The organism is Streptomyces sp. NPDC051286 (genome assembly GCF_044455345.1).
Classification (GTDB): Bacteria; Actinomycetota; Actinomycetes; order Streptomycetales; family Streptomycetaceae; genus Streptomyces.
Genome location: NZ_JBITER010000082.1, coordinates 1 through 13,714 on the forward strand (window position 1 = coordinate 1; position 13,714 = coordinate 13,714).

The window sequence follows — 13,714 nt, forward strand, 5'->3', positions numbered from 1 at the left end:
GACGGCAGCCGCCTGATAGCCACACCCAGCACCCCTGGGCGACCCAACCCTACGAATGGCTCGATCAACCCGATCAAGACGGTAGAGCCGCCTGAGCGACGGGGCGGATTCACCAACGATGTCGGCGCGCCGCGGGGCTCTGTCATCGACCCCGGTCGGAGCTGCTGGCCGACACGCTGCTCTGGGAACGCGAGGAGAGCCTGAGGCGCCCAGCGCGAGCGCGAGTTGCTCGACGTTGTCGGCTGACGGCCTTGGTCTTTCCCGGCGGATGGTCTGTTCGTTGCCCCACCCTTGCACCGGATCAGCGCTTTAGCCCGGTAAGCAGCCGTGTCTCCCCCAGTTGGACAGCCCACTCCGGCAACCTGTGCGCATGGCCGACACCTTCGAGCACACCCCTCAAATCTGGAACGCCGCACAGCTGCGCGACGCCCTCAAAGATCTGCCCGATGACGCACCCATCCATATCGGTGTGGCAAGCGACCCTGGCGACTTCGACGGGTACCGCGGCTTCGTCCTCGTGGACGCCCACCAGGTGGAGAACTGGTGGCCTGCCACCGCGACGACGCCAGAACGCACCGAAACGGAGAAGGCGCTGACCCTGTTCGCCGACTGGGAGCCAGACAGATACGACCGTCTCGACTGATCCGGTCACACTCAGGTCCACGGGACCCTCAGATACCGCTGCAGCATTCGCCGGACACGCCCGCATCGAAGGAGCAGCCCTGTGGACCTGAGCGTGAACCACGGAGGATTACCTATGCGATTGCCGAAGAGATCCGGCCCTCAGCAACCGCACCTTGGGCGGCGCCTCGTTCTGCCCTGGCGGCTGTGCGCGTAGCCGCTCTCGCACAGGATAGCCGGGGTAGATCAGAGCGCACGGGAGAGGAGGTCCAGAAGTGCCGTCCAGTGGCGTTCGGCTCCATGCGGGTTGTAGGCGGCGGCGTCGGCCTGGGTGTAGCCGTGGTGCGCGCCTCGGTAGACCTCGCCTTGGTGGCGGACGCCTGCTGCCGTGAGGGCCTTCTCGAGACGGTCGATCTGCTCGGGGGGCATTGCCTGGTCCTGATCGGCATGCCCGAAATACGCCTCGGCGGTGATGCGGTCGGCGAGCAGGTGCGGGCTGTCGGGGGTGTCGGGGGCCAGATGCCCGCCGTGGAAGCCGGCGACGGCGGCGACGCGGTCCGGGTAGGTGCCGGCAGTGCGCAGGGCCAGTCCTGCACCCATGCAATAGCCGGTGACGCCCACCGGGCCGTCGGTAACCTGTGGGCAAGCGGCCAACCAGCTCAGGTAGGCGTCGGCGTCACGCATCGCCAGTTCCGGAGTAAGTGACCGCCTGATGGGGGCGATGCGCTGGAAGATGTCGGGGCGCTGGACGGGGTCGATGAAGTCGGGAAGTTCCACCACCGGGGCGCGGCCATGACGGTAGAAGACGTTGGGGACCAGCACGGTGTACCCGGCCCCGGCAAGGCGGTCAGCCATCTTCTTCAGGTGCGGGCGCAGGCCGAAGGCGTCCATGTAGAGCAGGACAGCGGCATGGGGGCTGCCGTCGTCGGGATGGGCCAGGTATGCGTCGGCCGTGCCATCCGGGGTGGGGATATTTACCGCTGTTCCGTGCACGGTAGTCATCGGTGCTTCTCTTTCCTGTCTCGAGTTCGGTAGGGGCCCTGCTGCGGGCGACCTGTGCTTGTTGTCGGGCACCACATGGACGCGGCTGCGGGCAGGGCTGCCTTCGTCCCCGTGGCCCTGCCCATTGAGGGGGATGCTTCAACCGGCGCACACGTCGACGACTCCCGTGGACGGGCCTGGAGCAGGGCCGTCCGGACCGTTCCACGTGCTGCTGACTGGTGGCCTTCCAGGATGGGCTGCGGGATTTCCGATCAAGGTTGCATTGTCTCCCGGTGCCGAGGTCATGAGGCGGCTATCGCAGTGTTGCTCATCGGCGTCGTTGTCGCGATCGCAGTCTGGCGACACCTCGGTCCGCTTCGGGTTCGCCGGCTGGGCTTGCCCCTCATGACCGTGCTTCTCTTCCTCGCCCTGTGGTTCCTCTTGTACGGAACCAACTGCGGCTGCCTCTGAACCCGTTCGCACACAGTCGACGACGTCGGGGTTTCCAACGTCACTGGTCATAGGCGATGTTGCAGCCCCGGACCAGCGATTCGTGCCTGGTCAGCTGAGCACGCAACGCTGCATCCGCCTGCGGCGCCCGAAATTCCGGCTCGGCCCAGTGGACGAAACGCAGATCGCTGAGCAGCTCGGACAGCCCCGTGTTCGCCCATCCTGTTCCCCGCGGCCGGGGCCTGATAGCGTCGCCGTGCACGTGACCGACCGAGGGGGTGAGACCCATTAACGCTGTATCAGGCTGGGTGCTCTCCTCCCCCGCGGCTGTGCGGTTCATCTGACATAGGTGGCCCTGGGAGCGCCCGTAGGCATCCCGAAAGGCCACAAACCTGTGTACTTCACCTCGGAGACGCCCTCGAGTGGCGTCTCGGAACGTCCGTTCACCCATGCCGGCCTCTCAGGTCTGCTCTGGTCGTCCACCGGTGCTCATCGCAGGCGCCCCTTGGTGCTGCTGGGCCATGGCGGTGGCCAGCACAAGCGCGCAGGGCCTCGTGGCCCGGGCCCGCTGTTACGTAACTCGCTGCGGCTTTGCGGTGGCGGCCATCGATGCGCCTGGACACGGCGACCGCCAATGGACCGAGCAGGACGAGCAGTTCGTCGCAGACATCAGGGAACGAATGTCTGCCGGCAAGCCCATCGGCCCGCTCATCGCCCGGCACAACGCCGCGCCGGCGACGCGTGCTGACGCCAATCCGGGCCGCCACACAGGCATCCCCACGTTCGAGCTGGAGAGCTCACAGCGCTTCTTCGCACGTCATCTCGTCCGAGACCTCGACGCCCCGCAGGCACACGACTGACCTGCGTGGATCAAGCCGACGTTCCGCTTCGGCACCTCTGCCCGAAACACCACTGAAAGGGTCTTTGCCATGCCTGCCTTCTCCGCGTATGACGGCACCAAGCTTGCATACCACGTCTTTGGCGATGGAAATCCCGTGGTCTGCCTGCCGGGGGGACCGACGGACTCCGCGTACCTCGGCGATCTCGGTGGCCTTTCCGCGCACCGGCAGCTGATCAGGCTGGACCTCCGGGGAACCGGCCGGTCGGAGATGCCGGAAGACGCCGCCTCCTGTCGCTGCGACCGACTCGTCGACGACCTGGAAGCCCTACGCCAGCACCTCGGCCTGGATCGGATGGACCTGCTCGCACATTGCGCCGGCGCGAATCTGGCAACACTGTATGTGGGCCGCCATCCGGAACGCGTCAGGAAGCTGGCGCTGATCACACCGAGCGTCCGGGCCGTCGACGTCACGATCACAGGAAACCTCCGGTGCGAGACTGCGCAGCTCCGCCGGGACGAGCCGTGGTTCCCGGCAGCGTTCGCGGCTTTGGAGGAAATAGTGGCGGGCAAGGCCACCAGCGACAGTTGGAAGGCCATCGCACCGTTTTCCTATGGTCGTTGGGACGAGGTGGCTCAGGCCCACCAGGCTGCTGGGGATGAGCAGATGAACATGGAGATCGTGGCTGCCTTCGGCGCCGAGGGCGCATTCGATCCGGACGCCACTCGCGCCGCGCTCGCCGGGTTCGCTTCGCCGGTGCTCCTGGTCGCCGGAGAGGTCGATCCGGGCGCCCCTCCTCGCACGATGGCCGAGTTCGCCGGTCTGTTTCCGAACGCCGATCTCGTCGTTCAGGCGGGAGCCGGACACTATCCGTGGCTCGACGACGCCGACCGGTTCGTGGCAACCACCAAGGCGTTCCTGGGGTAGGCGACCACATCCTCGCCGTATCTCGGCGGTTCTGGCCGGCTCGGGCGTACCTCACCATCGAGCATGAACGGGGCCGCATCGCGGCCGATGCCGACGTCTCCGCACTCGCTCCCACGCTGATCGGGGCCGGGCACCTGCTCTTCGCCGACCGGGAAAGCACCCCCGCCGGAGGCTGGAGCCGTTCACAGGTCGTGACCACGGTCATCGCCGGCGCCATGCAAGAACCGCTGCCACCAAAGCGCCAGCAGCAAGGGGGCGACCACGACGTGGCTGTCATCGCCGATGCCGACGAGGCCCCATAGGCCCAGCCCGGCGGCCGGTCCCACCCATGCACCAGCGTCTGGTTGCCTGCGCCTCGGTGTCGGTGTCGGTGTCGGACGGTTCTGCACGATGGCGTCCGGGCACAGCATGCCTGGGTCCCCTGTCGAAGCGATGACCATGCCGCTGCTCTCGAGACGGACGGCCGGTTGAGCCGGAGTGCTGATTTCACGCCTGGGGCGGCTGGGGTCCTGCTCGCCCGAGCTGGTGGACCGGGTGGTGGGCGAGGCGGGGCGCGTGGAAGCCCGACCCTCACGGAGGAGGGCGCTCGACCCGCCGTTCTGCCCGGCGCCGCGGAGTGGGTGCGGCACCGCCGGATCGACTCCCGTGCCGTGCCGATCAGCGCGATACCGGCAGGCGCTCGCCTGACCGGCAACCGCTACGGATGGTCACCGTCGTCGACTCCCCGGTTCCCCTGGAGTCCCATCTCTGCGTCCGGCATGTGCGGCCCCGTCCAACGCGATCTGGCAGCAGGACCGAGAGATCCTTGAATCAGCAGTGGACTCGAAGGCGGGTGGATCAGCCATGGACACACCGACGAGCATGCCTCGTGACTCCCTCACCTCCGCCGCGGCTCTTGCCGTGGCAGCTCCGGACGGGACGCTGACCAGCTGGAGCGCCGGTGCGGAACAGTTGCTCGGGTACTCCGCCGGTGAGGCCGTCGGCCGGCTCGCGGCGGCGCTGCTTGCATCGCCCCTCCCCGTCGGCGTTCGTCAGCGTTTGGGCCGGCGGGAGGAATGGACCGGGCGGGTGGTGCTCCGCCACCGGGACGGCAGCGCGGTCGAGTGCCGGTTGCGAGCGCGTCCGCTGCCCACGGGTGACGGGCGAGCCAGTTGGCTGCTGGAGAGCGTCCCGGTGCAGGAGGAGGTGGACCGTGCCAGGGACCCGCTGCTCTGCTGGTCGTTCGACCAGTCGCCGTTCGCCCTGGCAATCTACGACTCCGAGGGCCGGTTCCTGCGGATCAACGAGCCCATGAGCAAGCAGCTTGCCGCCTCGGAGCGGGATCTTCGCGGCCTCCGGATCACCGATCACATGCCCGATCCCGCCTTCCGGGCCCCCGAGCAGTCCGTCGATCGCGTGTTGCAGACCGGTGAGCCCGAGCGCATCGAGATGAACGTCAAGGTGCCAGGAGAGCCCCAAGCGCATGCCTGGATCGTCCGCTTCACCCCGCTGAAGGACTCCCTCGGGCTGGTGCACGGCGTGCAGTTGGCCGCCCTCGACTTCTCCGAGCAGTACGCGGCCCGCGAACGCCTGGCACTGCTCGATGAGGCCAGCAGGCGGATCGGCAGCAGCCTGGACGTGACCCGCACCGCCCAGGAACTGGCCGAAGTGGCCGTGCCCGCCCTCGCGGACTACGTCTTGGTCGATCTCCTCGACCCCGTACTGCACGGCGACGAGCCTCCGCCGGTTCCCATCCACGGTCCCTTGCTGCTGCGGCGCGTGGCCGTCTGCCCCGACGTGAAAGCTGCCGTCGCGGTCGGCGGGTTGTCCCGCTACCCGGAGATTTCGCCGATTGCTCGCTGCCTGGCCACCGGTCTCGGCGCCGTGCACCACATCGGCGACCCCGAGCTGACCCGCTGGCTGGCCCAAGCCCCGGACCGATCCGCCTGGGTGAATCGGCACGGCGCGCACTCGCTGATGGCGGTGCCGCTGCGCGGCCGCGGCACCAACCTCGGCGTGGTGCTCTTCATCCGTCTGGATCCGTCCGCCGCGCCGTACAACCAGGACGACCTGCAGATCGCCGAGGAACTTGTGGCGCGCGCCGCGGTCTGCCTCGACAACGCCCGCCGTTACACGCGCGAACACACCACGACTCTGGCCCTCCAGCACAGCCTTCTGCCGCAGGGGATTCTCGATCAGACCGCTGTCGACGTAGCCAGCCGCTATTTGCCCGCAGACTCGAAGGTCGGTGTCGGCGGTGACTGGTTCGACGTGATCCCGCTCTCCGGCGCCCGCGTTGCTCTCGTTGTCGGCGACGTGGTCGGTCACGGGATCCATGCCTCCGCCGCCATGGGACGTCTTCGCACCGCCGTACGCGCCCTCGCCGACGTCGATCTGGCCCCGGACGAGCTGCTTGCGCATCTGGACGACCTGGTCGTCCGGCTCGGATCCGGGCCCGAGTCCGGAGCCGAGGCGCCCTTCGGAGAACTCGGAGCCACCTGCCTGTACGCGGTCTACGACCCCATCTCCCGCAAGTGCTCGCTCGCCAGCGCCGGCCACCTCTGGCCCGTTCTGGTGACCCCTGACGGCAAGGTGGACATCCTCGAACTGCCCACCGGCCCGCCGCTCGGCCTGGGCGGGCTGCCATTCGAATCCGTTGAACGCGAACTGCCCGAAGGCAGCCTCCTGTCCCTCTTTACCGACGGCCTTGTCCTGGCGCGCCATCGCGATGTCGACGCCGGCCTGCACGCTCTGCGCACGGCCCTCGCCGACGCGGATCCATCGTTGGAGACCACCTGCGACCGCGTGCTCGATGCTCTGCTCGCCGAGCGGCCCGCCGATGACGTCGCGCTGCTCATCGCCCGTACCCGTGCCCTGGACAGCGGGCACGTCGCCGTCTGGGATCTTCCCGCCGAGCCGGCCTTCGTGGCCGAAGCCCGCTCTCAGGCGACCACCCAACTCCACGCCTGGGGGCTGGACGACCTGGCCTACGTCACCGAACTCGTGGTCAGCGAACTGGTGACCAACGCGATCCGCTACGCTTCCGCGCCCATTCAGCTGCGACTGATCAAGGAAAGGACACTGATCTGCGAGGTCGCCGACGCCAGCAGCACCGCACCGCACCTGCGCCGTGCCCGCATCTTCGACGAGGGCGGACGAGGCCTCATGCTGGTCGCCCAGCTCACCGAGCGCTGGGGAATGCGGCATACCGGCACAGGCAAGACCATCTGGGCCGAGCAACCCCTTCCCGTGTAGGCGCTCGGGACGAGTGAGCGGGCGTGCCAATCGGTCCGGAGACACAGGTGTCGCACACCAACTGCCGCAGAGAGAACGGCCTGCCTGGGGCGGTCGCGGTGGAGCCTGCCCCACACTCGTGCTGCGTTCCAGTCGGCACCCGTATCTGCCGGCAGATACGGGTGATCTTGGTCGAGACCCTGTCCACCAGGAGCTTCGTCATGCTGTAGCGAAAAACTCGGCAGCAGAAAACCTCGGTCGGAAAAGACTCACTGATCGAAGTCTGTCCACCCGGGAGTTACCTGATCCGGTCGCTGTCTGTCGTCAAGGCGGCACCTCACGACTTCGGGCGCAGCCGTCACCTCCAGGCGTTCAATGGCGACCATGGCCGCATCGTCGCTCAGGTGACCGCCCGCATGACGCTGAAGATCGGCGTTCAGGTGCGCCAGCAGCGATTCCGGCTCCTTGGAGAGACAGGCGGACACCGCCTGCGGCAAGGAGTAGAAAGCTCCTGAAGGGTCACGGGCTTCGATGACACCATCGGTGTACAGGAGCAGGACGTCACCGACATCGAAGGGGAACGAGTCGGTCGTGGAGGGTGCGGCAAGCAGGTTACCGAGTCCCAGAGGAGGTGAGGGCTCGCGTGCCTCCAGCGAAATCACTCGGTCACCGCGCAGCAGAAGAGGCGGTGGATGTCCGCAACTGATCAGGTGGATCTCGCGAGATGAGTCAGGGATTTCGATCACCACTGCGGTGACAAAGGTCTCCGACCCGTCAGCCGTCTCTGCTCGCTCCTGGTGAGCGTCGGCCGTATTGGCTGCGACGCCCGTGTCCAAGAGAGTCACCAGTTCGGACAGCTCGGTCTCCTTGTGTGCAAGTGCACGAAAAGCGCCAAGCACATCGGCAGCCTCGCCGATGGCATCGAGGCCCTTGCCTCGCACATCTCCGACGATCATCCGGGTTCCGTCATCGGTACGTGCTTGCGCGTACAGGTCACCGCCCAGCTGCGCCTCGTCCTCCGCAGCCAGATAGACCGAGGCAATGCGCAAGGGACCGCTCCGTACGGGCAGGGGGCGCATCACCACGTGCTGGGCCGCTTCAGCGACCGAGCGCAGCTGATTGAGCCGCAGATCGCTCTGCTCCCTCAGGCCGGCGAGGAAGGCGGCGAACGCCGAGATCAGGAAGAGCGCGATGATCTGGTAGGTGTGATTGAGATCGTTGAAGCTGGTGCGCGAGACAGCCACCAGTGCCTGTGCAAGTACGGCGACTGCACCGACGAAAGCAGTCATGCGGAGACCGGCGAACGAGGCCGTCACGGCTGGTGCCGCGACGAGGAACGGACCGAGGTGGACCTCAGGCGGTACCAGGACGTCGACGACGGTCACCAGGGCAACCAGACCGAACGGCACCGCCAGCAGTGCCTTGGAGTACGGTCCGTGCTGGTGGAGTGCCAAGGGGCTGCTCCGGGAATCCACACTTCAGGGATACCGCATTGCTTCCAGGTCCGCCCGTGACAAGCGCGGTGCCCACGTGAAGGGCCGCAGATCAGCTGCGTGAGAAAAGTGGCCGACGAAGGCTCGCGCCCACCCCGAAGGCGCGGCGGCCCGGCCGAAGTGCGAACTCCTCGGCCACGAAGTAGCGCAGCTTGCACAGGTTGACATCCACGGCATCTCTGCCGGCACGGACGCCCCGCCCCCAAGCCAGCGCCTCCGGGCCGGGCCGGACGGTGAGCAGACCGGCACCACGCTGTTCTGCGGGTGCGGGATCGGCGGCCAGTGGATCGGAATCGCGGTGATGCCGAGTTCGGTGACCGGGTTGCCCTTGGCATCACGGACCACGGAGCCCTTGGGGATCCGCACCTCGAGACCGGGGATCACTGATCCTTGGCCGTTTGCCACTGAAGTCCGACGACGTCCCGCTGCAAGCCCGAATGGGCATAGCATCGCCGAGACCGCGATCCCCATGTACCAGGAGGCACCGTGAGCACGCTCGTCAACCGGCCGAACACCGCCCTGCTCGTCATAGACGTGCAGAACGGCGTCGTAGGGGAGGCGTTCTCCCGGGAAAGCGTCGTTGCCAACATCGGCACCCTGGTCGACAAGGCGCGCGCTGCTGATATCGGCGTTGTCTGGGTCCAGCACAACAGTGACGAGCTGCCCCGGGACAGCAAGAATTGGCAGTACGTACCCGAACTCGTGCGGCGCGATTCCGAGCCCCTGGTCCAGAAGGAGTACGCCGACTCCTTCGAAGAGACCGACCTGGAGTCGGTGCTCGCCGCGCGCGGCATCAGCCGACTCTTCGTCGTCGGCGCGCAGACCGACGCGTGCATCCGCTCGACGCTCCACGGCGCGATCACCCGCGGCTACGACGCGACGCTGGTCGGCGACGCCCACACCACGGAGGACTTGTCGCAGTACGGAGCGCCGACGCCCGACAAGGTCATCGCCCACACGAACCTGTACTGGAAGTACCACACGGCCCCCGGCCGGACCGCGGGCACGGTCAACACCGCGGACGTCGACTTCGCTGCGAGCCCCAGCGCCTGAGACGAAGCACGACCGACGTCGAGCGAGCGCCCCGCAGATCCCTCTTGCGGCAACCTCGGCCACGCTCTCGGCGATGCACGTCGAGCGAGATCTGCACCCGCGAATTCATCTGCTCGACGTGCTGGATTGCAGCTGACAAGCAACTGACACCGCGGCCCGCCAGAAGACCTGGCGGGCCGCGGCTGCTTCATCGCCCGTAAGTGATCAGGGCTGCGGAAACTCCCTGAAGAACGGGGCGGTCAGGCGCGACGTTCCGGGTGGCGCCTGCGCCACCGACCCTCTCCCGATGCTCGGCGTCATCACCTGATCCGACCCGGCTTCGCCGGCTGACGCACACCGACGGCCGGGGAGACGCAGGTCACATTCGACTATGTCACAGGAGGCCGAGCTACCCCGTCTCAGGGGTGTAGCCACTGACAACCGCAGAGGAGCACACCATGGACGCGCGACTGAACTACTTCGCCAGCCCGACGGCCAGCAAGACCCTCAAGTACTTCATGTCGGCGGGCAAAGCGCTCAAGGACTCGCCGCTGCCGGCCGCGACGCAGGAGCTGGTGGCGCTTCGCGTAAGCCAGATCAACGGTTGCGCCGCCTGCATCGACATGCACACCAAGGAGGCCGCCGCTGCCGGCGAGACCTCGGTGCGGCTGAACCTGGTGGCGGCGTGGCGGGAGGCCACGGTCTTCACCGAGGCCGAGCGTGCTGCGCTGGAATTCGCGGAGGAGGGGACCCGGGTCGCGGACGCGGCCGGCGGGGTCAGCGACAAGGTGTGGGCGTACGCCGCCAAGCACTATGACGAGGAGCAGCTCACCGCCCTGGTGATCCTGGTCTCCTTCATGAACACAGTGAACCGGCTGAACATCATCACCCAGCAGCCGGCCGGCAATTACGAGCCCGGGCAGTTCCACTGAACAGCATCAGCAACTGGCTCGGGGCCCGGCTGCGGGCTCCGGGCCCCTGGCTCGATGGCCTTACTCTGGCCTGCTGGCGGTCCCGGTGATCACCAGAAGACGTCTGTGCCGGCGAGTACGGCCAGATGGAAGGGCTTCAGGGAGAGGGGAGTCGGCGTGAGCAAGGTCGAGGAGTTCGAGGAGCTGCGACCGCTGCTGTTTTCGATTGCCTATCGGATTCTCGGCAGTGTGGGTGAGGCCGAGGATGCGGTGCAGGAGACGTGGTTGCGCTTTGACGGCTCGGCGACCCGGCCCACGTCGACCAAGGCTTTTCTGTCGGCCGCGGTGACGCGGGTCTCGATCGATGTGCTGCGCTCCGCGCGGGTGCGGCGGGAGGAGTACGTGGGCCCGTGGTTTCCCGAGCCGCTTGTCGCCGACCCTTATGAGGATCCGGCGCGGTCGGTGGAGCTGGCCGACTCGGTGTCGATGGCGGCACTGCTGCTGCTGGAGCGGCTCAGCCCGCTGGAGCGGGCGGTGTTCGTGCTGCGGGAGGTGTTCGGCTTCGGGTTCGACGAGGTCGCCGCGGCGGTGGGGCGGTCGGAGACGGCGTGCCGCCAGCTGGTGGTGCGGGCACGGCGGCACATGGAGGCCGGTCGGCCGCGCTTCGAAGCGGACCGCGAAGAGCGGGAGGAACTGGCGTCGCGGTTCTTCGACGCCCTCCGCGAAGGCGACATCGCCGGCCTGCAGGAACTGCTCGCCGCCGACGTATCGATGGTCGGCGACGGCGGCGGCAAGGCCCCGCAGCTGGCCAGGGCCGTCATCGGCGCCGAGAACGTGGCCCGGCTGCTTGCCTCCGTCTTCCCGTGGATGGCCCGGATCGACGTGACGTTCGAGCGGCACGAGCTCAACGGCCAGCCGGGTGCGATCTTCCGTGACCGGGACGACAAGGTGCTCCACACCCTGACCCTCGATGTACTCGACGGGCAGATCCAGACGATCCGCTCGGTGATCAACCCCGACAAGCTCGGGCACGTGGGCCCAGTAGCGGACGCTTGGGCAATCGACCGCGAAGTAAGACAGGTACGCCGGCCCACGGAATAACCGCAACAGCCGACCGCACCTCGGGCCGGCCACCACCTGTCCGCCTGTCCGTTCGTCGCCCCCGCCACGGACCCCGCCCCCATGGACGGCCAGTTGCGGTGTGACTGTGGGTGATCGGTCTTGGATCGACGGCCGCCGGGACCCACGTGCGCTGTCCAGCACGGTGCTGCGCTCGGTGTCCCGCCCCAGCCCCTCGAGAATCGCCTTGGTGGTCGAGGGATCGACCGAGACCTCGGTGGTGGCCTGGCGGCGGATACCGATGAGCGCTCCGGCAGCGCCGAGGACGAGAGCCGCCGCCAGACCGCTTCCATCCATCCATGATGGTGGGCTGCCAGGCAGATGCCGTGGCGGCCCCCGACATCACATGTCCGCTGACGTTCACGTCGTTCGCTACTTGCGGAGGCCGAGTTGCGAGCTCACAGCTAGGAAAATAACGTTGCGTCCAGTTACATTCACAGTGCTCCTGCAATGGACATCAGCCTCTCTTTGCCGCTGATCGCTGGCCCATCCGGGTGGAGGATCCCTGGGGCGCAGGAGTTCCGCACCGAATCCCCGCTGTCGGCGATGAGAAATTTGGGGCGTTAGCGAGAGTTCTTTTCTCCAAAAATCACGGAATGGCTCAAGGAGGTCCGTCATGCCCGAAACTTCCTATTGGCATTCTCGACGGAAGTTTCTTTTCACCTCGGCTGCCACGATGACTGCGGCAACCACAGGGGCTTTTGCCCCGCCCTCCCAGAAGCCGGTCGCAACGAACGAAAGTGCAAGCATTCGCCCCTTCCGCGTCAATGTTCCGGAACGGGATCTTGCCGACCTTCGTCGGCGCATCATCGCTACACGGTGGCCCGACCGTGAGACCGTCCGCGATCAGTCCCAGGGTGTCCAGTTGGCAAAGATTCAAGAACTCGCACGCCACTGGGGAACTGCCTACAGTTGGCGGAAGGTCGAGGCGAGGCTGAATGCCTTGCCGCAGTTCCTGACCAAGATCGACGGACTCGATATTCATTTTATCCACGTCCGCTCTCGCCACCCTAATGCCCTGCCGATGATCCTGACACATGGCTGGCCGGGCTCAATCCTGGAATTTCTCAAAGTGATCGATCCGCTCACCAACCCCACAGCGCACGGGGGACGCGCGGACGATGCATTCCATCTCGTCATACCATCGATGCCCGGCTACGGCTTTTCGGAAAGGCCGAAGAGTACGGGCTGGGGGCCCGACCGCATTGCGCGCGCTTGGGCTGTACTGATGGAACGGCTGGGATACAAGCACTATGTTGCCCAGGGTGGCGACTGGGGTTCGGTGATCTCAGACAAGATGGCGGTACAGCAACCCGCGGGATTGCTCGGTATTCACCTCAATTTCCCGGCCACCGTTCCGGCGGACATCGCAAAGAAACTCAACAGTGGCGACCCGGCCCCGGTCGGCCTGTCCGTCGACGAGAAAGCTGCATACGACAGACTTGCCGCCTTCTACAAGACGGGCTCGGGCTACTCCGCCATGATGGTCACCCACCCGCAGACCGTGGGATACGGGCTGACGGACTCGCCAGTCGGACTGGCCGCCTGGATGTACGACAAGTTCGCCGCATGGACATACAGCAGCGGCGATCCCGAGCGGGTGCTCACTAAAGATGAGATGCTCGACGACATCACGCTCTACTGGGTCACCAACACCGCGGTTTCTTCCGCTCGTCTCTACTGGGAGAACAACGCCAACAACTTCAACGCTGTGTCGGTTTCCGTCCCGGCCGCAATCACGGTATTTCCTGGCGAAATCTACCAGGCGCCACGCAGTTGGGCCAAGCGCAGCTACCACAAGCTCATCTACTTCAACAAGGCCCGTAAGGGTGGTCACTTCGCGGCCTGGGAAGTGCCGGATATCTTCACCAACGAAATCCGGGCCGCATTCGCGTCGCTACGCCGCCCCGGAACCGCCGGCAAATAAATCCAGCTTCCGGAAAGGGGCCTTGGGGCGCAATCTGCTCGCGCACGAGGCACTGCCTGCGGCTCCGGCAGCGCAGGCTCAAGCGTCTGGGGTTATGGGACGGATCCTGAGCCCGGATCCACCGGTTTGATGTCTGTGGACGGCTTCTCTCGGAACGAAGAAGTGCCTTGTGACCTGCGATGATGGGGTTTCTCTAGGACC

Annotated in this window: 11 protein-coding genes; 8 read left to right on the forward strand and 3 right to left on the reverse strand. The window is 66.6% G+C overall.

All coding sequences use genetic code 11. The annotated features are described in order from the left end of the window. Nucleotides 1–370 precede the first annotated feature (370 nt). Entirely contained in the window at nt 371–643 is a 273-nt protein-coding gene (locus ACIBB8_RS35875; protein ID WP_366136632.1) for a DUF6225 family protein, read from the forward strand. Nucleotides 644–867: 224 nt separating this feature from the next. On the opposite strand, the gene ACIBB8_RS35880 is transcribed toward ACIBB8_RS35875, so the two are convergent. Both ACIBB8_RS35880 and ACIBB8_RS35885 read right to left on the reverse strand, forming a co-directional pair. Then, complete coding sequence (locus ACIBB8_RS35880; protein WP_398959365.1) at nt 868–1,623, reverse strand: dienelactone hydrolase family protein; 756 nt, start codon at nt 1,621–1,623, stop codon at nt 868–870. Between the two features lie 490 nt (nt 1,624–2,113). After that, on the reverse strand, nt 2,114–2,392 hold the full coding sequence (locus tag ACIBB8_RS35885) for a hypothetical protein (protein ID WP_398959367.1): 279 nt from the start codon (nt 2,390–2,392) through the stop codon (nt 2,114–2,116). A gap of 187 nt (nt 2,393–2,579) precedes the next feature. On the opposite strand from ACIBB8_RS35885, the gene ACIBB8_RS35890 reads away from it, so the two are divergent. From ACIBB8_RS35890 to ACIBB8_RS35900, 3 genes are all read left to right on the forward strand, one after another. Further along, nucleotides 2,580–2,912, forward strand: a complete 333-nt coding sequence (locus ACIBB8_RS35890) for a hypothetical protein (RefSeq protein WP_398959369.1) — start codon at nt 2,580–2,582, stop codon at nt 2,910–2,912. 69 nt (nt 2,913–2,981) lie between these two features. Then, nucleotides 2,982–3,818, forward strand: coding sequence for an alpha/beta fold hydrolase (locus ACIBB8_RS35895; RefSeq protein WP_398959371.1), 837 nt, complete (start codon nt 2,982–2,984; stop codon nt 3,816–3,818). An 861-nt stretch (nt 3,819–4,679) separates the two neighbouring features. Further along, the gene (locus tag ACIBB8_RS35900; RefSeq protein ID WP_398959373.1) at nt 4,680–7,052 is read left to right on the forward strand and encodes a SpoIIE family protein phosphatase; all 2,373 of its coding nucleotides are present in this window, start codon (nt 4,680–4,682) and stop codon (nt 7,050–7,052) included. A gap of 248 nt (nt 7,053–7,300) precedes the next feature. On the opposite strand, the gene ACIBB8_RS35905 is transcribed toward ACIBB8_RS35900, so the two are convergent. Further along, nucleotides 7,301–8,416 (reverse strand): PP2C family protein-serine/threonine phosphatase, encoded by a 1,116-nt coding sequence (locus tag ACIBB8_RS35905; RefSeq protein ID WP_398959375.1) that lies wholly within the window; start codon nt 8,414–8,416, stop codon nt 7,301–7,303. A gap of 594 nt (nt 8,417–9,010) precedes the next feature. On the opposite strand from ACIBB8_RS35905, the gene ACIBB8_RS35910 reads away from it, so the two are divergent. The 4 genes from ACIBB8_RS35910 to ACIBB8_RS35925 all read left to right on the forward strand — a co-directional run bounded on the left by ACIBB8_RS35910 (nt 9,011) and on the right by ACIBB8_RS35925 (nt 13,513). Further along, complete coding sequence (locus ACIBB8_RS35910; RefSeq protein WP_398959377.1) at nt 9,011–9,577, forward strand: isochorismatase family protein; 567 nt, start codon at nt 9,011–9,013, stop codon at nt 9,575–9,577. Nucleotides 9,578–10,014: 437 nt separating this feature from the next. Beyond that, complete coding sequence (locus ACIBB8_RS35915) at nt 10,015–10,488, forward strand: carboxymuconolactone decarboxylase family protein (protein WP_398959380.1); 474 nt, start codon at nt 10,015–10,017, stop codon at nt 10,486–10,488. 156 nt (nt 10,489–10,644) lie between these two features. After that, entirely contained in the window at nt 10,645–11,568 is a 924-nt protein-coding gene (locus ACIBB8_RS35920; protein ID WP_398959382.1) for an RNA polymerase sigma-70 factor, read from the forward strand. Nucleotides 11,569–12,202: 634 nt separating this feature from the next. Continuing rightward, on the forward strand, nt 12,203–13,513 hold the full coding sequence (locus tag ACIBB8_RS35925; protein WP_398959384.1) for an epoxide hydrolase family protein: 1,311 nt from the start codon (nt 12,203–12,205) through the stop codon (nt 13,511–13,513). The last annotated feature ends 201 nt before the right edge of the window (nt 13,514–13,714 follow it).

Excerpts from the sequence above, each read along its gene's own strand:
- ACIBB8_RS35885 (WP_398959367.1), bottom strand. The coding sequence starts at position 2,392 with ATGAACCGCACAGCCGCGGGGGAGGAGAGCACCCAGCCTGATACAGCG.
- ACIBB8_RS35895 (WP_398959371.1), top strand. The coding sequence starts at position 2,982 with ATGCCTGCCTTCTCCGCGTATGACGGCACCAAGCTTGCATACCACGTC.
- ACIBB8_RS35915 (WP_398959380.1), top strand. The coding sequence starts at position 10,015 with ATGGACGCGCGACTGAACTACTTCGCCAGCCCGACGGCCAGCAAGACC.
- ACIBB8_RS35925 (WP_398959384.1), top strand. The coding sequence starts at position 12,203 with ATGCCCGAAACTTCCTATTGGCATTCTCGACGGAAGTTTCTTTTCACC.
- ACIBB8_RS35880 (WP_398959365.1), bottom strand. The coding sequence starts at position 1,623 with ATGACTACCGTGCACGGAACAGCGGTAAATATCCCCACCCCGGATGGC.
- ACIBB8_RS35900 (WP_398959373.1), top strand. The coding sequence starts at position 4,680 with ATGCCTCGTGACTCCCTCACCTCCGCCGCGGCTCTTGCCGTGGCAGCT.
- ACIBB8_RS35875 (WP_366136632.1), top strand. The coding sequence starts at position 371 with ATGGCCGACACCTTCGAGCACACCCCTCAAATCTGGAACGCCGCACAG.